19 protein-coding genes are annotated in these 19,652 nt (G+C 69.2%); 12 read left to right on the forward strand and 7 right to left on the reverse strand.

What is annotated here, in order from left to right:
* Positions 1-52: 52 nt before the first annotated feature.
* The 6 genes from E2C06_RS10150 to E2C06_RS10175 all read left to right on the forward strand — a co-directional run bounded on the left by E2C06_RS10150 (position 53) and on the right by E2C06_RS10175 (position 6,698).
* Positions 53-1,681 carry a thiamine pyrophosphate-requiring protein gene (locus tag E2C06_RS10150; RefSeq protein ID WP_133288489.1) on the forward strand — a complete coding sequence of 543 codons (1,629 nt, stop codon included), beginning with the start codon at positions 53-55 and terminating at the stop codon, positions 1,679-1,681.
* 66 nt (positions 1,682-1,747) lie between these two features.
* Positions 1,748-2,800 (forward strand): ABC transporter ATP-binding protein, encoded by a 1,053-nt coding sequence (locus tag E2C06_RS10155; RefSeq protein WP_133288490.1) that lies wholly within the window; start codon positions 1,748-1,750, stop codon positions 2,798-2,800.
* A gap of 27 nt (positions 2,801-2,827) precedes the next feature.
* The gene (locus E2C06_RS10160) at positions 2,828-4,156 is read left to right on the forward strand and encodes an ABC transporter substrate-binding protein (protein ID WP_133288491.1); all 1,329 of its coding nucleotides are present in this window, start codon (positions 2,828-2,830) and stop codon (positions 4,154-4,156) included.
* Positions 4,157-4,208: 52 nt separating this feature from the next.
* Positions 4,209-5,165 (forward strand): carbohydrate ABC transporter permease, encoded by a 957-nt coding sequence (locus E2C06_RS10165; RefSeq protein WP_133288492.1) that lies wholly within the window; start codon positions 4,209-4,211, stop codon positions 5,163-5,165.
* The gene (locus E2C06_RS10170; RefSeq protein ID WP_133288493.1) at positions 5,158-6,066 is read left to right on the forward strand and encodes a carbohydrate ABC transporter permease; all 909 of its coding nucleotides are present in this window, start codon (positions 5,158-5,160) and stop codon (positions 6,064-6,066) included. The genes E2C06_RS10165 and E2C06_RS10170 overlap by 8 nt, the downstream gene beginning before the upstream one ends.
* Before the next feature lie 140 nt (positions 6,067-6,206).
* Positions 6,207-6,698 (forward strand): cupredoxin domain-containing protein, encoded by a 492-nt coding sequence (locus E2C06_RS10175; RefSeq protein WP_206664503.1) that lies wholly within the window; start codon positions 6,207-6,209, stop codon positions 6,696-6,698.
* Between the two features lie 38 nt (positions 6,699-6,736).
* Here the strand turns inward: E2C06_RS10175 and E2C06_RS10180 are convergent, their stop codons facing one another.
* Positions 6,737-7,498 carry an SDR family oxidoreductase gene (locus E2C06_RS10180; RefSeq protein ID WP_133288494.1) on the reverse strand — a complete coding sequence of 254 codons (762 nt, stop codon included), beginning with the start codon at positions 7,496-7,498 and terminating at the stop codon, positions 6,737-6,739.
* A 103-nt stretch (positions 7,499-7,601) separates the two neighbouring features.
* On the opposite strand from E2C06_RS10180, the gene E2C06_RS10185 reads away from it, so the two are divergent.
* From E2C06_RS10185 to E2C06_RS10195, 3 genes are read left to right on the forward strand one after another with little or no spacing between them, the layout of a single operon-like run.
* Entirely contained in the window at positions 7,602-8,774 is a 1,173-nt protein-coding gene (locus tag E2C06_RS10185) for a mandelate racemase/muconate lactonizing enzyme family protein (protein WP_165982314.1), read from the forward strand.
* Positions 8,775-8,790: 16 nt separating this feature from the next.
* Positions 8,791-9,834, forward strand: coding sequence for a C-terminal binding protein (locus E2C06_RS10190; protein ID WP_133288496.1), 1,044 nt, complete (start codon positions 8,791-8,793; stop codon positions 9,832-9,834).
* Positions 9,835-9,847: 13 nt separating this feature from the next.
* Entirely contained in the window at positions 9,848-10,597 is a 750-nt protein-coding gene (locus E2C06_RS10195; protein WP_133288497.1) for an SDR family oxidoreductase, read from the forward strand.
* A 23-nt stretch (positions 10,598-10,620) separates the two neighbouring features.
* On the opposite strand, the gene E2C06_RS10200 is transcribed toward E2C06_RS10195, so the two are convergent.
* Both E2C06_RS10200 and E2C06_RS10205 read right to left on the reverse strand, forming a co-directional pair.
* Positions 10,621-10,938 (reverse strand): DUF6496 domain-containing protein, encoded by a 318-nt coding sequence (locus tag E2C06_RS10200; RefSeq protein ID WP_133288498.1) that lies wholly within the window; start codon positions 10,936-10,938, stop codon positions 10,621-10,623.
* A gap of 12 nt (positions 10,939-10,950) precedes the next feature.
* On the reverse strand, positions 10,951-11,355 hold the full coding sequence (locus E2C06_RS10205) for a four-helix bundle copper-binding protein (RefSeq protein ID WP_133288499.1): 405 nt from the start codon (positions 11,353-11,355) through the stop codon (positions 10,951-10,953).
* A 132-nt stretch (positions 11,356-11,487) separates the two neighbouring features.
* On the opposite strand from E2C06_RS10205, the gene E2C06_RS10210 reads away from it, so the two are divergent.
* Positions 11,488-11,880, forward strand: coding sequence for a phasin family protein (locus E2C06_RS10210; protein ID WP_133288500.1), 393 nt, complete (start codon positions 11,488-11,490; stop codon positions 11,878-11,880).
* A 43-nt stretch (positions 11,881-11,923) separates the two neighbouring features.
* On the opposite strand, the gene E2C06_RS10215 is transcribed toward E2C06_RS10210, so the two are convergent.
* From E2C06_RS10215 to E2C06_RS10230, 4 genes are read right to left on the reverse strand one after another with little or no spacing between them, the layout of a single operon-like run.
* Complete coding sequence (locus E2C06_RS10215) at positions 11,924-13,132, reverse strand: pyridoxal phosphate-dependent aminotransferase (protein ID WP_133288501.1); 1,209 nt, start codon at positions 13,130-13,132, stop codon at positions 11,924-11,926.
* On the reverse strand, positions 13,132-13,932 hold the full coding sequence (locus tag E2C06_RS10220; protein WP_133288502.1) for a crotonase/enoyl-CoA hydratase family protein: 801 nt from the start codon (positions 13,930-13,932) through the stop codon (positions 13,132-13,134). Before E2C06_RS10220 ends, E2C06_RS10215 begins: the two co-directional genes overlap by 1 nt.
* Before the next feature lie 19 nt (positions 13,933-13,951).
* The gene (locus tag E2C06_RS10225) at positions 13,952-14,941 is read right to left on the reverse strand and encodes an acyl-CoA dehydrogenase (RefSeq protein ID WP_133288503.1); all 990 of its coding nucleotides are present in this window, start codon (positions 14,939-14,941) and stop codon (positions 13,952-13,954) included.
* Positions 14,941-16,080, reverse strand: coding sequence for an acyl-CoA dehydrogenase family protein (locus E2C06_RS10230; protein WP_133288504.1), 1,140 nt, complete (start codon positions 16,078-16,080; stop codon positions 14,941-14,943). Before E2C06_RS10230 ends, E2C06_RS10225 begins: the two co-directional genes overlap by 1 nt.
* Positions 16,081-16,198: 118 nt before the next feature.
* Here E2C06_RS10230 and E2C06_RS10235 point away from each other — a divergent pair, with 118 nt between their 5' ends.
* A complete protein-coding gene (locus E2C06_RS10235) occupies positions 16,199-18,511 on the forward strand; it encodes a xanthine dehydrogenase family protein molybdopterin-binding subunit (protein WP_133288505.1) in 2,313 nt (770 codons plus the stop codon).
* Positions 18,508-19,644, forward strand: coding sequence for a 2-methylaconitate cis-trans isomerase PrpF family protein (locus E2C06_RS10240; RefSeq protein ID WP_133288506.1), 1,137 nt, complete (start codon positions 18,508-18,510; stop codon positions 19,642-19,644). The genes E2C06_RS10235 and E2C06_RS10240 overlap by 4 nt, the downstream gene beginning before the upstream one ends.
* Positions 19,645-19,652: the final 8 nt, after the last annotated feature.

The following is a 19,652-nucleotide window of genomic DNA, read 5'->3' on the forward strand; positions in this document are numbered from 1 at the left end:
CACCGGCCGCGCATCATCGGGCGCGCGCAGCCCGGGCGGGAGGATTCAATCCATGAAGCTGGGCGAAGCCATAGCTGAGATCATGAAGCGCGAGGGCATAGAGATCCTCACCGGTTATCCGGTGAACCACCTGATCGAGCATGCCGCTGCCGCCGATATCCGCCCCGTGATGGTGCGACAGGAACGCATCGGCCTGCACATGGCCGACGCCATCTCCCGCGTCACCTCCGGCCGCAGGATCGGCGCCTTCTGCATGCAGCACGGGCCGGGCAGCGAGAATGCCTATGGCGGCGTGGCGCAGGCCTATGGCGAGAGCGTGCCGATCCTGGTCCTGCCGATGGGCTATGCCCGGCGGATCGCGCATATCGACCCGAACTTCAACTCCACCGCTGCCATGCGCGGCATCACCAAGAGCGCCGAGCCGATCGTGCTGGCGGCCGAGGTGCCGAACATCCTCCGCCGCGCCTTCACCCGGCTGCGCAACGGCCGCGGCGGCCCGGTGCTGGTCGAGATCCCGACCGACATGTGGAACGAGGAGGTGCCGGAACCGCTGGACTATACCCCTGTCATGGCGACGCGCTACGGCCCCGACCCGGCCGAGGTGAAGCGCGCCGCGGCGTTGCTGGCGGGGGCGAAGCGGCCGGTGATCTATGCCGGCACCGGCGTGCACTGGGCCGAGGCTTGGCCGCAGCTGAAGGCCTTGGCCGAGCTGCTGGCGGCGCCGGTGACCACCAGCCTCGGCGGCAAGTCGTCCTTCAACGAGGACCATCCGCTCAGCCTCGGCTCCGGCGGGCTCGCCATCCCGCAGCCGGTGCGGCACTTCCTCGACAAGGCCGACCTGATCTTCGGAATCGGGTGTTCCTTCACGGAGACCAATTTCGGCGTGAAGATGCCGAAAGGCCCGAAGATCATCCACGCCACGCTCGACCCGATGCACCTGAACAAGGATGTGCGGGCCGAGCTCGGCCTGATCGGCGACGCGGCGCTCACGCTCGATGCGCTCCTGGCCGAGCTTGCTACGCTGGTGCCGCAGCCGCGCGACCCGGCGCCGGTGGCGGCCGAGATCCAGGGGCAGCGGGAGCCCTGGCTGGCGCAGTGGATGCCGAAGCTGAAGTCCAAGGACGCGCCGATCAATCCCTATCGCGTGCTCTGGGATCTGCAGCACACGGTGGACCGCGACAACACCATCATCACCCATGACGCCGGCAGCCCGCGCGACCAGCTCTCGCCCTTCTGGAAGGCGACGACGCCCCTGAGCTACCTGGGCTGGGGCAAGACAACGCAGCTCGGCTACGGGCTCGGCCTTGCCATGGGCGCCAAGCTGGCTGCGCCCGACAAGCTCTGCATCAATGTCTGGGGCGATGCCGCGATCGGCTTCACCGGGATGGACTTCGAGACCTGCGTGCGCGAGCGCATCCCGATCATGTCCATCCTGCTGAACAATTTTTCCATGGCGATCGAGCTGAAGGTGATGCCGGTCAGCACGGAGAAGTACCGCAGCACCGACATCTCCGGTGACTATGCCGCCATGGCCCGCGCCTTCGGCGGCTACGGCGAGCGCGTGACGGACCCGGCCGAGATCATCCCCGCCATCCGGCGCGGGATCGAGAAGACCAAGGCGGGCGTCCCCGTGCTGCTGGAGTTTATCACCTCCAAGGAAACCGCCGTCTCGCGCCTCTGACAGGCGGGGACAACCAGAAGGAAGGAACGGGCGGCCGCTGTGGCCCGCCCGATCAGGGGAGGCAGAATGGCGACGGTCGACATCCGGAATGTCCGCAAGTCCTTCGGCAATTTCGAAGTGCTGCATGGGGTGAGCGTCGACATCTCGGACGGTGAGTTCGTGGTGCTGGTCGGGCCGTCGGGCTGCGGCAAGTCGACCCTGCTGCGCATGCTGGCGGGGCTCGAGAATATCAGCGCGGGCGAGATCGCGATCGGCGGCCGGGTGGTGAACCTGGTTCCGCCGAAGGACCGCGACATCGCCATGGTCTTCCAGAACTATGCGCTCTACCCGCACATGACCGTGCGGCAGAACATGGCCTTTTCCATGAAGCTGGCGAAGGCCCCGGCCGCGGTGATGGAATCCGAGGTGCAGCGCGCCGCCGCCATCCTGGGCCTGGGCGAGCTGCTCGACCGCTACCCGCGTCAGCTCTCCGGCGGCCAGCGGCAGCGCGTCGCCATGGGCCGCGCCATCGTCCGCCACCCGCAGGTCTTCCTGTTCGACGAGCCGCTCTCCAACCTCGACGCCAAGCTGCGGGTGCAGATGCGGGCCGAGATCAAGGAACTGCACCAGCGCCTGAAGGTGACCACGGTCTACGTCACCCACGACCAGATCGAGGCCATGACCATGGCCGACAAGATCGTCGTCATGAACGGCGGCAACGTCGAGCAGGCGGGACCGCCGCTCGAGCTCTACGACCGCCCCGCCAACCTTTTCGTCGCCGGCTTCATCGGCAGCCCGGCGATGAACCTCATCCGCGGCCGCATCGGCAATGGCGGGTTCGAGGCCGAGGGCGGCGCGCTGCTGCCGTTGCCGCCGGGCGCCGGGGGCAATGCCGGGGTCTACGGCATGCGGCCGGAGCACATCATGCTGACGCCGAACGGAGGGTTGGAAGCGACGGTGACGCTGGTCGAGCCGACGGGGTCCGAGACCCAGGTCATGGCGCGGCTGGGCGACACGCCGATCCATTGCACCTTCCGCGAGCGCGTCACCGCAGGGCCGGGCGACACCATCCGCATCATGCCCGACATCTCGCTGGTGCACCTGTTCGACGGCGGCACCGGTCGCCGCATCAGCCACTGACGTCCAAGACATATCCGGGAGACAAGAATGACGCTCATCACCCGCCGGTCCGCCCTTCAGCTCGGCGTCGGCGCCGCGGCGCTGTCCGCCACCGGCGCCCTCGCCCAAAGCCGCGTCACCGCCGCCAACGCCACGCCGCCAAGCCTGCCGATCGAGAAGGGCGCCACGCTCCGCATGCTGCGTCCGGTGCGCTTCGTGCAGCCGGATGAGGACATCTTCCGCGCCGGCGCCGCCGCCTTCACCAAGGCGACGGGCGTCGAGGTCCGCGTCGACTTCGTGGGCTGGGAGGACATCACCCAGCAGACCGCGGTCACTGCCAATACCGGCGCCGGCCCCGACATGATCATCGGCTTCGGCGACGCGCCGCACATCTACGCCGACAAGCTGGTCGAGCTGTCCGACGTTGCCGAATATCTCGGCAAGAAGTACGGCGGCTGGATGTTCGTCGGCGAGAAGTACGGCAAGCGGCACGGCACCAACAACTGGATCGGCCTGCCCTTCGGCGGCACCGCCGGCCCGCTGGTCTGGCGCAAGTCGGCGGTGAACGCGGTGGGCCTCGAGACGCCGCCGTCCGACCTGCCGGGCTTCCTCGACATGTGCAAGAAGCTGAAGGCGGCAGGAAAGCCGGCCGGATTCGCGCTCGGCAATGCCGTGGGCGACGGCAACGGCACGGCGAACTGGCTGCTCTGGTCGCATGGCGCCTCGATCATCGACGAGGAAGGCAAGGTCTCGATCAACAGCCCGCAGACCGTTGCCTCGCTGAACTACCTGAAGGAGCTCTACCCCACCTTCGTGGCCGGCACGCTGGCCTGGGGCGACATCAGCAACAACCGCGCCTATGCGGCGAACGAACTGTCGGTCACCTCGAACGGCGTCTCGCTCTACTTCTCGCTGAAGAACGACCCGGCGACGGCGGCCATCGCCGCGGATACCGAGCACACGCCGATGCCGGCGGGCCAGGCCGGCAGCTGGCCGAGCGCGCCGCTGACCCTGAACGCCATGGTGTTCAAGCACAGCCGCTACCCCAATGCCGCCAAGGCCTTCCTGCAATTCATGCTGGAGCAGGAGCAGTACGAGCCCTGGTTGAACGCCAACCTCGGCTACTGGGCGCATCCACTGGCGGCCTACCGGGATGCCGCGGTGTGGACCAGCGATCCGAAGATCGCCATCTTCCGCGACAGCATGAACAACAAGTTCTGGAACGGCTACAAGGGCCCGATCTCGGAAGCCTCCGGCCAGGCGAGCGCGGAATACGTGACGGTGCAGATGTATGCCGCCGTCGCCTCCGGCCAGTCCACGCCGCAGGAAGCGGCGCGCGAGGCCGAGCGCCGCGCCCGCCGCATCTTCCGCCGCTGACGCCTGTCGGCGGCGCCCCTTCGCGGGCGCCGCCGCAGCCAAGGAACGCTGCATGTCCGTCACGACCGCCCCGGACTGGGTCCGCCGCCGCACCGAGCCCAACTGGCTCGCCCGGCTGTTCGACTACAAGCCCTTCCTCGTCTTCGCCTGCCTGCTGCCGGCGGTCGGGCTGCTGCTGGTGTTCCTGACCTATCCCCTGGGTCTCGGCATCTATCTCGCTTTCACCGACACCACCATCGGCCGCAGCGGCGTCTGGGTGGGGCTCGAGAACTTCGAGTACCTGCTGGAGGACAAGCTCTGGTGGAACGCGGTCTTCTTCAGCGTCTTCTACACAGCCGTCGCCACGATCGGGAAATTCGGCCTCGGGTTGTGGCTGGCGCTGCTGCTGAACAACCACGTGCCGTTCAAGTCGCTGCTGCGGGCCATCATCCTGCTGCCCTGGATCGTGCCGACGGTGCTCTCGGCGATCGCCTTCTGGTGGATCTACGATCCGCAGTTCAGCATCATCTCCTATCTCTTCGTCGACGTGCTGGGCTGGCGCACCACCAATATCGACTTCATCGGCAGCGCCTGGCCGGCCCGCTTCTCGCTCATCGCCGCCAATATCTGGCGCGGCATCCCCTTCGTGGCGATCTCGCTGCTGGCCGGGCTGCAGACCATCTCGCCCAGCCTTTATGAAGCCGCGCTGCTCGATGGCTCGACCGCCTGGCAGCGCTTCCGCTTCATCACCTTCCCCATGCTGCTGCCGATCCTGGCGATCGTCATGACCTTCAGCATCATCTTCACCTTCACCGATTTCCAGCTGGTCTATGCCATCACCCGCGGCGGGCCGGTGAACTCCACCCACCTGCTGGCGACGCTGGCCTTCCAGCGCGGCATCCCGGGTGGCCAGCTCGGCGAAGGCGCCGCCATCGCGGTTTCCATGATCCCCTTCCTCGTCGCCGCTACGCTGTTCAGCTATTTCGCCCTCGCCCGGCGCAAGTGGCAGCAGGGAGAGAGCAATGACTGACGCCGCCGCCACCGCCGCCCCGATCCAGGGCAATGCCGCGACCGCGCAGCCCGAGGCGATGTCCTGGGACAGCAAGACCCGGCGCCTGGTCATGCTCTACGTGCCGCTGGCCTGCTTCGTGCTGATCCTGCTCTTCCCCTTCTACTGGATGGGGATCACCGCCTTCAAACCGAATGCCGAGCTCTACGACTACAAGACTTACAATCCGTTCTGGATCGGCTCGCCGACGCTCGACCACATCAAGCACCTGCTGTTCAACACCGCCTATCCGCGCTGGCTGGTGACGACGATGACGGTGTCGATCTGCGCCACCATCCTGTCGCTGTTCGCCAGCACGCTGGCGGCCTATGCGATCCAGCGCCTGCGCTTCCGCGGCAGCCAGTATGTCGGGCTGGCGATCTACCTGGCCTACCTGGTGCCGCCCTCGATCCTGTTCATCCCGCTGGCGACCATGGTCTTCCAGCTCGGGCTGTTCGACACGCCGATGGCGCTGATCCTGACCTACCCGACCTTCCTGATCCCCTTCTGCACCTGGCTGCTGATCGGCTACTTCAAGTCGATCCCCTATGAGCTCGAGGAATGCGCGCTGATCGACGGCGCGACGCGCATCCAGATCCTGATGAAGATCACCCTGCCGCTGGCGGTGCCGGGCCTCATCTCTGCTGGCATCTTCAGCTTTACCCTGTCCTGGAACGAGTTCATCTATGCCCTCGCCTTCATCCAGAGCAGCGAGAGCAAGACCGTGCCGGTGGCGATCCTGACGGAACTCGTCTCGGGCGACGTCTACCAGTGGGGGGCGCTGATGGCAGGCAGCCTGCTGGGGTCGCTGCCGGTGGCGATCTTCTATTCCTTTTTCGTCGACTACTACGTGTCGTCGCTGACCGGGGCAGTAAAGGAATAGCTGTGCCGCGGCTTGCGCTGGCGTCGCCGCCTTCCTAATGATAAGCCACTGAAATGCTTGGATTGTTTTCGCGCGACTGTTCATCTGAACAGCTATGCAGACTTCCAGGCCTTTCGACGAATGGCAAGGGGTGGACCGCTATGCAGGATACGGGGCGCCGCGGCGCCATGGGGCTGATCGCCACCGCAGCGGCGATGGTGATCGGAAGGGCGCAGGCGGCGGGCGACCTGTCCCGCCAGGCGGCAACCGAGATGGTGGTCGACCTCGGCACGCCGGAGATGCCGCTCGGCTTCTCACCCTCGAAGCTGCGGTTCGAGGCGGGCAGGCTCTACAAGCTGGTGCTGCGCAACCGCGGCACCGAGGCGCACTACTTCACCTCCGACAACTTCGCCGCCAGCGTCTGGACCCGCAAGGTGCAGCTGACCCAGCGCGGCGCGGACGGGCGCGACGCGGTGCTGGCCGAGATCAAGGGCGCCATCCGCGAGATCGAGGTCTATCCCGGCCATAGCGCCGAATGGTGGCTGGTGCCGGTCCAGGCCGGCCGCATCACCGACCTGCGCTGCGGCATCCGCATGGCGGATGGGAAGACCCACGCCGACCACGGCATGCAGGGCGAGATCGTCATCGAATAGGCCGAAGGGGCGCCGCATGCCCGCGGCGCCCGTGCCGGCTACAGCTTGCGCCCCAGCGCCGCGACATAGCCGCGGTTGTAGGTCGGCGTCAGCCAGACCTCGTTCATCGTGACGCTCGCCGGCAGTGTCGCCGCATAGAGGATGAGCTCGGCGCAATCCTCCGGCTGCAGCATCCGGTCCAGGTCCTCCTGGCTCAGTGGGTTGGGCCGCTTCTTCAGGATCTCGGTATTGACCTCGCCGGGGCAGAAGGCGGTGCTGCGGATGTTGTTGACGCATTCCTCCATGTTGAGGCTGTGGCTCATCGCCACCACGCCGTGCTTGGCGGCGTTGTAGCCGGCGCCGCTCATCGGCCCGACATTCCGCCCGGCCATGGACGCGGTGTGGATCATCACCCCGCCGCCCTGCGCCCGCATGATCGGCAGCACCGACCGCGCGACATAGAAGGCCGAGGACAGGTTGCCATGGATCAGCTGGTCGATCCCCTCCGGCGTCAGGTTGTCCCAGCGACGCTCGGTCACGTTCAGCCCGGCATTGCTCACCAGCACGTCCAGCCGCTTCAGCGTCGCGCCGATCCAATCCGCCACCCGCTGCACCTCGGCCGACTGCATCAGGTCGGCCACCTGCACATGAGCGGTGCCGCCCTTGGCGCGGATGCGCTCCGCCACCTGCTCCAGCCGGTCCTGCCGGCGGCCGGTGACGACCACCGTCGCACCCTCGGCGCCGAAGCGTTCCGCCACCGCCTCACCGATGCCGCTGCCCGCTCCGGTTACCCAGGCGATCTTGCCGTCCAGCTTCCCCATTGTCCCCTCCATTGCTTGCCGGGCAAGGCTACCGTCCCGACGCCGTCTTGTGGATAGGCGGACGGCATGCTTGGTTTCGGTCGGGACGGGAACGGAGGCTGCGATGAAGATCGCCCAGGTCGAGACGCTGCGAGCGGATGCCGGCTGGCGGCTTTTCTCCTTCCTCAAGGTCACCACCGATGACGGGCTGGTCGGCTGGTCCGAGTACAGCGAAAGCTTCGGCTCCGCCGGCCTCTCCTCGGTCATCGATGCGCTGACGCCGCTCATCATCGGCCGCGATCCGACGCGGTGGGAGGAGGTGACGGCCTGGCTGCAGGTGATGACCCGGCAGTCGCGCGGCGGGCTGAACCAGCAGGCGATCGCGGCGATCGAGAATGCGCTGCTCGACATCGCTGCCCGGGCTCGCGGCATCTCGGTCGCCGCGCTGTTCGGCGGCCCGATCCGGGAGCGCATCCCGGTCTACTGGTCCCATTTCGCCAGCTACCGCGTCCGCAACGCCGCGCATATCGGCGTGCCCGCCATCCGCAGCCGCGCCGATGTCGCCCGCCACGCGGCCGAGGTGAAGGACCGCGGCTTCAAGGCGCTGAAGACCAATATCCTTGTGCCGGGGCCGGACGGCAGCCTGTTCCAGTATTCCCCCGGTTTCGGCCGCCACGCCGGCTGGCCGGAGCTAAACTGGGACAACCGGCTGCTGGCCGAGCTTCGCGCCCATCTCCGCAGCATCCGGGACGCGGTCGGGCCCGAGATGGGCATCCACCTTGATACCAACTTCCACTTCAGGACCGAGGGCTTCCAGCGCATCGCCGAGACCGTTGCGCCTTTCAACCTGACCTGGCTGGAGATCGACATCCACGATCCGCAGGCGTTGGGCACCATCAAGCGCATGGCCCCCTGCCCGATCGCCTCGGCCGAGACGCTGCACGGAAGGCGCGACTTCCGCCCGTACCTCGAGCAGTACTCGATGGATGTCGGCATCGTCGACGTCATCTGGAACGGCTTGGGCGAATCGATAAAGATCGCCTCGCTCTGCGACGTCTACGAGGTCAACTGCGCGCCGCACAATTTCTACGGCAACCTGTGCAGCATGATCAGCGCGACCTTCTCCGCTTGCATCCCGAACTTCAGGGTGATGGAGATCGACATCGACAGCGTCGCCTGGCGCGACGAGTTCACGCCCCCGCCGGTGATCGAGGATGGCGAGCTGGTCATGCCAACTGGACCGGGCTGGGGCGTCGAGGTGAACGAGGCCGCGATCCGCGCGCGGCCGCCGAAGTAGGAGGGAACGCCCAACCATGGCCAAGTACAGGATCGTCACGCCCGCCGGCGCCAGCTTCACCACGGCCGGTGGCGGCTATGCGCTGGAGAGCGAGGCGCTGGCGGGCATGGATGCCGAGATCGTCGAGGCGCCGACCGATACCGCCGGCTTCATCGCCGCCGCCCGGACCGCGGATGCGATCTACGGCAAGGGCATCGCCATCACCAAGGACATCATCGACGCACTGGAGAACTGCAAGGTCATCGCGCTCGGCTCCGTCGGCGTCGACAGCGTCGATGTGAAGGCGGCGACCGCGCGCGGCATCCCGGTGACCAACGTGCCCGACACCTTTATCGAGGAAGTTGCCGACCACGCCATGATGCTGCTGCTGGCGGGCTTCCGCCGGTTGCTGGAGCAGGACCGCATGGTGCGCGAGGGCCGCTGGAAGGAAGGCCGTCCGGCCCTGCTGAAGATCCCCCGTCTGATGGGCCTGACGCTCGGCTTCATCTCCTTCGGCCGCGTGGCGCGTGCGGTAGCCAGGCGCGCCGCGCCCTTCGGCCTGCGGATGATCGCCTACGATCCCTTCGTCGAGGAGATGACCATCTCCGAACACGGCGTGCTGCCGGCGACGCTGAACGAGGTGATGTCACAGTCCGACTTCGTCTCCATGCACGCGCCTGCTCGCCCCGAATGCACCCATATGCTGCGGGAGGAGCACTTCCGGCTGATGAAGCCGAGCAGCATCTTCGTCAATGTCGGCCGCGGCCCGACGGTGCACGAGGAAGCGCTGATCAAGGCGCTGCAGGAAGGCTGGATCGCCCATGCCGCGCTCGACGTGCTCGAGGTCGAGCCGCCCAGCCACAACAACCCGCTGCTGCGGATGGAGAACGTGACCCTCACGGCGCATGTCGCCAGCGCCTCCGCCCGGTTCGACGAGGCGCGCAAGCGCCGCGTCGGCCACGAGCTGGCCCTGGTGCTGTCCGGCAAATGGCCGATGAGCTGCGTCAATCCCGGCGTGCTGCAGGATACCGCCTTGCGCCGCTGGCAGCCCATCGGCATGGGTCGCGGGCCGAATTCCTGAAGGAGACACCTCGATGACCAAGTATGCCGTTGTCACCGGCGCCGGCTCCGGTGTCGGCCGCGCCGCCGCCCTTGCCCTGCTCGCCGATGGCTGGACCGTGGCGCTGGCCGGCCGCCGCGCCGATGCACTGGCCGAGACCGCGGGCCTGGCCGGCAATGCCGGGCCGCGCGCCGTCGCGGTACCGACCGATGTGGGCGACCCCGCCTCGGTCAGCGCGCTCTTCGACAAGCTGAAGACCGATTGGGGCCGGCTCGACTTCCTGTTCAACAACGCCGGGGGCAACGTCCCGGCCGGGCCGATCGAGGACCTCCAATACGACGACTGGGCCCGCGTGGTGCAGGTGAACCTCACCGGGTCCTTCCTCTGTGCCCAGGCGGCGTTCCGCATCATGAAGAACCAGGACCCGATGGGCGGCCGCATCGTCAACAACGGCAGCATCAGCGCGCATGTGCCGCGTCCCAACAGCGTTGCCTATACCAGCACCAAGCACGCCATCACCGGGCTGACCAAGACGCTGGCGCTGGACGGCAGGGAGTTCGACATCGTCTCCGGCCAGGTCGATATCGGCAATGCGGCGACGCCGATGACGGCCCGCATGGCGAGAGGGGTCAAGCAAGCCAATGGCGAGATGAAGGTCGAGCCGACCTTCGACGTCGCCCATGTCGGCAGCACCATCCTGATGATGGCAAACCTGCCGCTCGATGCGAACATCCAGTTCGTCACCATCGCGGCCTCCAAGATGCCCTGGATCGCCCGCGGCTGACCCCCAGTGTTGCGGCCGCGCCTTCAGTGCGGCCGCAGCGCCCGGACCAGTTCCGCCTTGGTCATCCGGGACCGGCCGGCTATGCCGCGCTGCGTCGCCTCGGCATAGAGCGACGCCCGCGTTTCCTCGGACTTCCGCTCCCGCGCCTTGGTCACCTGCAGGTTCCTGCGGTTCTTCGCCGGCGTCTCGTCGCGCGATGCGCCGGCCTCGTGCAGCGCGATCGCCACCGCCTGGCGTCGCGACGTCACCGGGGTTCCGCGGCTGGTTTCCAGCTCGCCTTCCTTCCACTCGCGCATGACCCGCTCGACCGTCTCGCGCTGGGCCCTGGTTTCCTTCGCCATCCCGGCCTCCCGTTAGGGCATCACGTCCAGCAGCGCCTGGCAGGCCGCCGCGCAGTCGCGGCAGGCCTCGGCGCAGATCCGGCAGTGTGCGTGCATCCCGGCATGCTTGCCGCATTCGGCGGCGCAGGCCTCGCAGGCGGCAATGCAGGCCTGCAGCATGGCGGCCGTTGTCGCCTTGTTCGGCTTGGTCAGCCGGCCGATCACCCGCCCGGTCGCGCCGCAGATATCGGCGCAGTCCAGGTCCAGCCGGATGCAGGGCACCAGCTCCGCCACCATCGGCTCGGCCAGGCAGGCATCGGCGCAGCTGGTGCAGGTCGCGTTGCAATCCAGGCAGGCGGCAATGCAGCGCCGGATCACCTCCAGCGCCGATGGGTGGTGCGGCTGGCTGTCCAGCATCGCCTTCAGGTGGTCCGCCATGGGTTTCCTCCTCGGGATGGCGAGGCAACGCGTCATGGGGCAGCGGGCTGCATCTGGCGCTTCGCCGCGCGGCTTGTCATCCTGGCGCGAGCACCGGCGGCAGCGCGCGCGTGTTGCAGTGGGATACCGGCGATGAGTGGTGAGCAACCCCGCGGATCGGGCTTCCGGCCCCTGGTACCCCCGGCCCGCGACGGCGGGCCGGAGGACCTGCTGGCCATGCAGCGGCGAGGGATCGAGATGGTCGCGGCGGCCAACCGGCTGGCGATGACTTGGATGCAGGCCGCGGCGAATCAGCATGCCCAGGTGACCCGGCGGATGCTGGACGAGATGACCCGGAACGCCCGTCACCTCGCCAGTGCCAGCGCCCCGCCCGAGGCGGCCGAGGCCATGATGGCCATGCTCGACCGGGCCCAGTGGCTCGGGTTGCAGACCGCGCAGGAGATCGGCGCCCTGATGCAACGCATGCAGGGCGACACGGCGCGGTTGATGAGCCAGGTGATGCGAGGCGGGAAGGCCGAGGCTTAGGCCGCCACCCTCCTCCGCCCAGCCACCCGGGACGTGACCCGCGTCAGCGCCCGCGCAGCCAGCCCGTCACCCGCTCCAGCGCCCGTTCCAGCGTGGCCTCCTGCTGCGCGAAGCAGAGCCGGAAATGCCCCTCCCCGCCCGGGCCGAAGGCGGAACCGGGGGCAAGGCCAACCTTGGCGCCGCGGCTCATCCGCTTGGCCTCGGCCAGGCTGTCGGTCAGGCCTTCCACCCGGAAGAAGCTGTACATGCCGCCCGAGGCGACCGGCGCGGTCACCCCCGGCACGGCGTTCAGCGCCGCGGCGGTCTTGTCGCGGAGACGGCGGTACAGCGCCGCGACCTCCAGGATGAACTCGTCGCCCTGGTCCAGCGCCGCGACGCCGGCGCGCTGGACGAAGACCGGGGCGCAGGACGTGTTGTACTCGACGAGCTTGGCGACGGAATCGGTCACCGCGGGCGGCACCACCAGCCAGCCCAGGCGCCAGCCCGTCATCGCCCAGGACTTGGAGAAGCTGTTGACCGCGATGACGCGGTCCTCGGGTTCGGCGATGTCGAGGAAGGAGGGCGCGCGCGGGCCTTCGTAATACAGGCGCTCGTAGACCTCGTCGGCCAGGATCCAGGTCCCGGTGCGGCGGCATTGCGCCAGGATCGCCTGCTGCTCCTCCCGCGTCAGGGCAAAGCCGGTCGGATTGGCCGGTGAGTTCAGCAGCACCAGCCGCGTCTCCGGCGTGATGGCCGCCAGCAGGCGGTCGAGATCGACCCGCCACAACCCCTGCGCCAGGTACAGCGGCACGGTTTCGACCGGCGCCGAGAGGATCAGCGGGATGGCGCCGATGTTCGGCCAGTGCGGTGCCAGCGTGACCACCCGGTCGCCCGGGTCCAGCACGGTCTGGCATGCCAGCATGATGGCATTGACGCCGGCGCTGGTCGCGCAAACGCGGTCCATGGTCACCCGACGGCCGTTGCGCCGCTGGTAACGGGCAACGGCGTCGCGCAGCGGGTCGATGCCGAGGTTGGAGGAGTAGAAGGTCTCCCCCGCCGCCAGCGACTCCGCCGCCGCCCGCTTGATGAAGTCCGGCGTCGGGATGTCCGGCTCCCCGACCCAGAGCGGGATGAGATCGGGGATGTCAGCGCCGTCGTTGTAGACTTCGCGGATCTTCGAGCTTTCGAGCGCGCCGACGGCGGCGCGGGGCAGGGCGGGCCCGGTCGGCGGAGGCGCGGAGGCGCGAATCGGACCCTCGGAGAGGATGGTCATCAGCGCCCTGTAAAGGTCGGCTTGCGTTTCTCCAACATGGCGCCGACGGCTTCCTTGTGGTCCTCGGTGCTATGGGCCAGGGCCTGGAAGGCGGCCGACATCTCCAGCAGGGTGGACAGCCTGGTATGCTGGCCCTCCCGCAGCAGCCGCTTGGTCATCCGCACCATCTCCGGCGGGTTGGCGGCGATGCGGCCGGCGAGCGCCCGGGCGGCGTCCATCAGCGCCTCGTGCGGGACGACGCGCGACACCAACCGCACCTCCTTGGCCTCCTGCGGCGTCAGCACGTCCCCGGTGAAGCTCATCTCGCAGGCGACGGACATGCCGACCACGCGCGGCAGCAGCCAGGCGCCGCCATCGCCGGGGACGATGCCGACCTTGACGAAGCTCTCGGCGAAGCTCGCCTTCTCCGAGGCGATCCGCATGTCGCACATGCAGGCGACGTCGAGGCCCAAGCCAATGGCAGGCCCGTTCACCGCGGCGATGGTCGGCGCGTCGCAGTCGTAGAGCGCATTCGCCATGGCCTGGACGCCGCGGCGGTAGTTCTCCCGCAGGTCGGCATGGCTGCCCTCGATGATCCCCCGCCGGTCGCGCATCGCCTTCAGGTCGCCGCCGGCGCAGAAGGCCGTGCCCGCGCCGGTCAGGATCACGGCGCGCACGGACCGGTCCCGGTTCACCCGGTGGACGGCGGCGACCACCGCGTCGCAATCGGCGAAGGTGGAGATGGCATTGCGCTTGTCCGGCGCATTCAGGGTGAGCGTGACGACCGGCCCATCCTGTTCGTAGGTGACGTAGTCGGGCATTCCCGGAGTTTCCCCTGTTTCAGCGGGCCGTCAGGTCGGCCCAGAGCCTGTCGCCGCCGCGCGTCAGCGCCGCCTTGCCGATCCGCGCCGCCCAGACGCGTTCCGCGCCGCAGCCGTCCCGCCAGTCCCACATGCGGCGGGTGAAGAGGTGCAGCGGATGATCGTCGGTGAAGCCGATGGCGGCATGGACCTGGTGGACGATGTCGGCGCCGGTCCCGGCAGCCTCTCCGGCTACCACCTTGGCCGAGGCAATCTCGAACTCGGCGGCGGCCAGCCCGTGCCGGTCGGCGGCGCGGCCGGCATTGGCGACGGCGACGCCGGCCGCGGCCACCTCGCCGGCGCAACGGGCGAGCAATTGCTGCACCGCCTGGAAGCCGCCGATGGGACGCCCGAATTGCTTGCGGGTATTGGCATACTCGACCGTCATGTCGAGCACCGCCTCCAGCGCCCCGGCGATCCGGGCGGCGTTCAGCAGCGCGCCGGCCAGCAGCGCGGCGTCGGGCCCGAAGGCATCGGGCAGCCGGCCTTCCTCGGAGGGCACGCCGGGCGCGGCCAGGTCGGCCGGCTCCCGGCTATAGTGGGCGGTACCCTGGCGGGTGGCGGGGCCGGGCTGCAGCAGCACGGTGCCGGCCGAGACCATCACCACCGCGGCCGCCCTACGGCCCCAGGCGACCGGCGCATTGCCCACCGCGAGGCCCAGCAGCCCGGCCCGCGGCGCGATGCCGCCGGCGGCCAGCAGCGCCGCCGCGACCATGCTCTCCCCGAGCGGGACCGGCGAGGCATGCCGGCCCAGCGCCTGCCAGACCGCGACGGCATCGTCCCAGCCGAGCCCGGCCCCGCCCAGCGCTTCCGGCGCCAGCGCGGTCGGCAGGCCGAGCGCCTCGGCCTCGGCCCAGAGCGCCTCCGGCCAGGTGCCGCGCTCATTGGCGCGCAGCAGGTCGGGGCCGGCCCGGTCGGCCAGCAGGCGCTCCACCTGCTCCAGCAGGATCGTGCGAAGATCGTCCGACATCAGCGCAGCCCCAGCTGGCGGGCGATGATGCCGCGCAGAATTTCGCGGGTGCCGCCGCGCAGGCTGTAGCTGCGGGCGACCATGGTCATGATGCGCTGCATCTCCTGCACCTCATCCGGCGTGCGGGCGGGATCGAAGAGTTTCCGAAGCGTCTCGGGCAGCGCCTGCTCGTAGTCGTTGCCGACATCCTTCACCAGCGCGGCCTCGCGCGCCGGGGTCTTGCCGTCCTGCAGCATGCCGGCGACGGCCAGGGACATCTGGCGCAGCGTGCCGGCGCGGGCGAGCAGACGGCCGACCGCCTCGGGCGCCGCGGGTTCGTCGCGCAGGTCGTCCAGGGCGGCGGTCAGCAGCGGCAGCGAGGACAGATACCGTTCCGGCCCGGCGCGCTCGAAGGCCAGCTCGGCCGTTGCCTGTTCCCAGCCATTGCCCTCCTGCCCCACCAGCATGCTGTCGGGGACGAAGACGTCGTCGAAGGTGATCTCGTTGAACCCCTCCTCCCCTACCAGGTCGAGGATCGGCCGGATGGTGATGCCGCTGCTGCGGCAATCCACCAGGAACTGGCTGAGCCCCTGGTGCTTCTGCTTCGGGTCCGGCGCCGGGGCGGTGCGCAGCAGGGCGATCATGAAGTCGCAGCGATGCGCGTTCGTGGTCCAGACCTTGCGGCCGTTGATCTTCCAGCCGCCCGGCACCTTCTCCGCCCGGGTGCGCAGGCTGGCGAGGTCGGAGCCGCTGTCGGGCTCCGACAGGCCGATGGCGAAGGCGAGGTCGCCGGAGACGATGCGGGGGAGGAAGTCCCGCCGCTGTTCCTCGGTGCCGAGCCGGAGGATCAGCGGGCCGGATTGCCGGTCGCCGATCCAGTGCGCGCCGACCGGGGCACCGACCGCCAGCATCTCTTCCAGCACCACGTAGCGCTCGAGCGCGGTGCGCTCGCCGCCGCCATAGGCCCTGGGCCAGGTCATGCCGATCCAGCCGCGTTTGCCGACCTCGCGCGAGAAGTCACGGTCGAAGCCCATCCAGGAATAGCCGCGGACCATCGGGCCCCAGTCGCGCCCCTGCTCGGCCAGGAAGGCGCGAAGCTCGCCGCGCAGCGCCTCGGCTTCCGGCGGGGTGTCCCGCAGATCGAACCGCAAGCCGGCCATGGCGCCTTCCTCCTGCCCGTTTGGCCCCTTTCCTCGCCCATTCCGGCCCGTCGCGCCACCCCCCCTCGACAGTCCCGGCCGGGGCGGCTTTCCTCCGGGGGAAAGCAGGGGCGGAACCATGGACAAGTTCGGGATCGGCCAGCCGGTGCGGCGCAAGGAGGACGTCCGGCTGCTGACGGGACGCGGCACCTATACCGACGACGTCAACCGGCCCGGCCAGGCGCAGGCCCATGTGCTGCGCTCGCCGCATGCGCATGCCCGCATCCTGTCGATCGACGTGACGGCGGCGAGATCGGCGCCCGGCGTCGTTGCGGTGCTGACCGGGCATGACGCCGCCGCCGACGGGATCGGCCGGTTCCCCGTGATGGTCGACGTGCCCGGCAAGGGCGGCACCAAGCTCTTCCCGACGCCGCGGCAGATCCTGCAGACGGAAAAGGTCCGCTTCGTCGGCGACCCGGTAGCGCTGATCATCGCCGAGACCCGGGCCGAGGCGCAGGACGCCGCCGAACTGATCGAGGTCGACTACGAAATCCTGCCGAGCGTCACCGACACCGCCGCGGCGCTGGCCCCGGATGCGCCGGTGATCTGGGAGGAGAATGGCAGCAACCTTTGCGTCCTCTGGGACAGCGGGCGGGAGGCGGAGGCCGATGCCGGCTTCGCCCGCGCCGCCAGGACCGTCTCGCTCGAGCTCGTCAACAACCGCCTGGTCGGCAACCCGATGGAGCCGCGCACGGCGCTCGGCGAATACGATGCGGCGAGCGACAGCTACACCCTGCACTCCCCGACCCAGGGGGTGATCCGGGTGCAGGACGGGCTGGCGCGGCTGATCCTGAAGGTGCCGAAGGAGAAGCTGCGGGTCATCTCCCCCGATGTCGGCGGCGGCTTCGGCCTGCGCGGCAAGATCTTCCCGGAATCGGGGATGGTATTATGGGCGGCAAAGCGGCTCGGCCGGCCGGTGAAGTGGACCAGCGGCCGGACCGAGACCTTCCAGTGCGACCCACATGGCCGCGACCACGTGACGCGGGCCGAGATGGCCTTCGATGCGGATGGCAGGACGCTCGCGGTCGGCATCCGCACCATGGCGGCGATGGGCGCCTACCTCCAGGATTTCGGCCCGCGCGTGCCGACCGTCGCCGGCGGCCGCATCATGGGCACGGTCTACGACATCCAGGCGCTGAACGCACAGGTCAGCTGCGTCTTCACCAACACTACGCCGACCGATGCCTATCGCGGCGCCGGGCGGCCCGAGCAGGCCTATGTGCTGGAACGCCTGTATGACCTCGGCGCCGCCGCATTCGGCATCGGCCGCGACGAGATCCGCCGGCGCAACTACATCCGGCCCGAGCAGATCCCCTATACCAACGTCGTCGGCAACGCGATCGACAGCGGCTTGTTCGCAGAAACCCAGGCCAAGGCGCAGGCGCTGGCCGACTGGGCCGGCTTCCCGGCGCGGCGTGCGGCCGCGGCGGCGCAGGGCAGGCGCCGCGGCATCGGCCTCGGCTACTTCATCGAGGCCTCGGGCGGCCAGCCCAGCGAATGGGCGCGGGTTCGCTTCGAACCCGACGGCACGGTCGCCGTCACCGTCGGCACCTTCAGCCATGGCCAGGGGCACGAGACCGCCTATGCGCAGATCCTGCACCAGAAGCTCGGCGTGCCCTTCGATGCGGTGCGGCTGATCCAGGGTGATACCGCGGTGGTGGAGAAGGGCAACGGCACCGGAGGCTCGCGCTCCTCGCAGATGGGCGGCGTCGCCATCGCCCGGGCCTCCGACCTCGTCGTCGCCAAGGCACGGCGGCTGGCGGCGCACCTGCTGGAAGCCGGGGTGGACGACGTGGAATTCGCGGGCGGCCGCTTCCGCGTCGCCGGCACCGACCTCAGCACCGGCTGGGAACAGGTGATCGAGCTGGCGCAGGTGCCGCCCGAAGGCGAGGCGCCCGGCCTCGACGAGCAGCTGCTCTATACCCGCAGCACCGAATGCAATTTCCCGAACGGCTGCCACGTCGCCGAGGTGGAGATCGACCCCGACACCGGCCAGGTCGAGATCGTCCGCTACGCCGCGGTGGACGATGTCGGCAACGTCATCAACCCGATGCTGGTGCATGGCCAGAGCCATGGCGGCATCATGACCGGCATCGGCCAGGCGCTGCTGGAACATGCGGTCTACGACAAGGAGAGCGGCCAGTTCCTCACCGCCACCTTCCAGGACTACTGCATGCCGCGCGCCGCCGACGCGCCGGGCTTCGACCTCGGCTTCAACATCGTGCCCTGCCCCAACAACGACCTCGGCGTGAAGGGCGCGGGCGAGGGTGGCGCCTGCGGCGCGCCGCCGGCGATCGTCTCGGCGGTCTGCGACGCGCTGGGGATCGGCCATATCGACATGCCGGTGACGCCCGAGAAGGTTTGGCGCGTGCTGGAGGCGCAGGCGGCATGAGCCAGCAGTTCATCCCGGCAGCCTTCATCCGCGGCGGCTCCTCCAAGGGCGTCTTCTTCCACGCGAAGGACCTGCCGGCCGACCGCGCCGCGATCGACCCCATCCTGCTCGGCGTGCTCGGCAGCCCGGACCCGAACGGCCGCCAGCTCGACGGCATGGGCGGCGGCATCTCCTCTCTCTCGAAAGGCGTCATCATCGGCCCGCCGACCCACCCCGAGGCTGATGTCGACTACACCTTCGCACAGGTCTCGGTGGACCGGCCGGTGGTGGACTGGAAGGGCAATTGCGGCAACCTGTCCTCGGCCGTCGGCCCCTTCGCGGTGGATGAAGGCCTGGTGCGCGCGGCGGATGGGGAGGCGCTGGTCCGCATCCACCAGGTCAACACGCGGAAGCTCATCCACGCCCGCTTCCCCGTGCGCGACGGCCGCGCCGAGATTCACGGCGACTTCGCCATCGCTGGCGTCGCCGGCACCGGCGCGCGCATCCGGCTGGATTTCCTCGCGCCCGGCGGCTCGCAATGCGCGGGGCTGCTGCCGACCGGCAATGCGGTGGACGTGCTGGACATCCCCGGTTTCGGGCCGCTGCGCGCCAGCCTGGTGGATGCGGCCAACCCGGCGGTCTTCGTCGCGGCGAGCGACCTCGGCCTGACGGGCGCTGAATCGCCCGACGAAATCGAGGCCCGCGCCGACCTGATGGCGTTGCTCGACCGCATCCGCCGCACGGGCGGCGTCGCCATGGGCCTGGCCGCAACCGAGGACGGCGTCAGCCTGGCCAATCCGCGGGTCGCCCTGGTCGCCGGCCCGACCGCCGCCCGCATCCTCGACGGCAGCGTGCTCGAGCCCGCCGGCCATAACGTCACCATCCGCATGCTGTCCATGGAACGGCCGCACCGCGCGGTGCCGATGACCGGCGCCCTCTGCCTTGCAGTCGCCTGCCGCATCGAAGGCAGCATCCCGCAGGCCCTGGCCACCCGCGGCACCCGGCCCGAGGAGATCCGCGTCGCGCACGCTTCCGGCATGCTGACCGTCGGCGCCGAGGTCCGCCGGGACAATGCCGGCTGGCATGCAGACAGCGCCGTGGTGTTCCGCACGCAACGACGGCTGATGCAGGGCGCGGTCGCGCTTCCTATATGACAGCTACG

The organism is Dankookia rubra, from assembly GCF_004355005.1.
Lineage (GTDB): Bacteria > Pseudomonadota > Alphaproteobacteria > Acetobacterales > Acetobacteraceae > Paracraurococcus > Paracraurococcus ruber_A.

Bases quoted from the DNA above. Each gene is read 5' to 3' on its own strand.
- E2C06_RS10150 (WP_133288489.1), top strand. From the start codon at position 53: ATGAAGCTGGGCGAAGCCATAGCTGAGATCATGAAGCGCGAGGGCATA.
- E2C06_RS10155 (WP_133288490.1), top strand. From the start codon at position 1,748: ATGGCGACGGTCGACATCCGGAATGTCCGCAAGTCCTTCGGCAATTTC.
- E2C06_RS10160 (WP_133288491.1), top strand. From the start codon at position 2,828: ATGACGCTCATCACCCGCCGGTCCGCCCTTCAGCTCGGCGTCGGCGCC.
- E2C06_RS10165 (WP_133288492.1), top strand. From the start codon at position 4,209: ATGTCCGTCACGACCGCCCCGGACTGGGTCCGCCGCCGCACCGAGCCC.
- E2C06_RS10170 (WP_133288493.1), top strand. From the start codon at position 5,158: ATGACTGACGCCGCCGCCACCGCCGCCCCGATCCAGGGCAATGCCGCG.
- E2C06_RS10175 (WP_206664503.1), top strand. From the start codon at position 6,207: ATGCAGGATACGGGGCGCCGCGGCGCCATGGGGCTGATCGCCACCGCA.
- E2C06_RS10180 (WP_133288494.1), bottom strand. From the start codon at position 7,498: ATGGGGAAGCTGGACGGCAAGATCGCCTGGGTAACCGGAGCGGGCAGC.
- E2C06_RS10185 (WP_165982314.1), top strand. From the start codon at position 7,602: ATGAAGATCGCCCAGGTCGAGACGCTGCGAGCGGATGCCGGCTGGCGG.
- E2C06_RS10190 (WP_133288496.1), top strand. From the start codon at position 8,791: ATGGCCAAGTACAGGATCGTCACGCCCGCCGGCGCCAGCTTCACCACG.
- E2C06_RS10195 (WP_133288497.1), top strand. From the start codon at position 9,848: ATGACCAAGTATGCCGTTGTCACCGGCGCCGGCTCCGGTGTCGGCCGC.
- E2C06_RS10200 (WP_133288498.1), bottom strand. From the start codon at position 10,938: ATGGCGAAGGAAACCAGGGCCCAGCGCGAGACGGTCGAGCGGGTCATG.
- E2C06_RS10205 (WP_133288499.1), bottom strand. From the start codon at position 11,355: ATGGCGGACCACCTGAAGGCGATGCTGGACAGCCAGCCGCACCACCCA.
- E2C06_RS10210 (WP_133288500.1), top strand. From the start codon at position 11,488: ATGAGTGGTGAGCAACCCCGCGGATCGGGCTTCCGGCCCCTGGTACCC.
- E2C06_RS10215 (WP_133288501.1), bottom strand. From the start codon at position 13,132: ATGACCATCCTCTCCGAGGGTCCGATTCGCGCCTCCGCGCCTCCGCCG.
- E2C06_RS10220 (WP_133288502.1), bottom strand. From the start codon at position 13,932: ATGCCCGACTACGTCACCTACGAACAGGATGGGCCGGTCGTCACGCTC.
- E2C06_RS10225 (WP_133288503.1), bottom strand. From the start codon at position 14,941: ATGTCGGACGATCTTCGCACGATCCTGCTGGAGCAGGTGGAGCGCCTG.
- E2C06_RS10230 (WP_133288504.1), bottom strand. From the start codon at position 16,080: ATGGCCGGCTTGCGGTTCGATCTGCGGGACACCCCGCCGGAAGCCGAG.
- E2C06_RS10235 (WP_133288505.1), top strand. From the start codon at position 16,199: ATGGACAAGTTCGGGATCGGCCAGCCGGTGCGGCGCAAGGAGGACGTC.
- E2C06_RS10240 (WP_133288506.1), top strand. From the start codon at position 18,508: ATGAGCCAGCAGTTCATCCCGGCAGCCTTCATCCGCGGCGGCTCCTCC.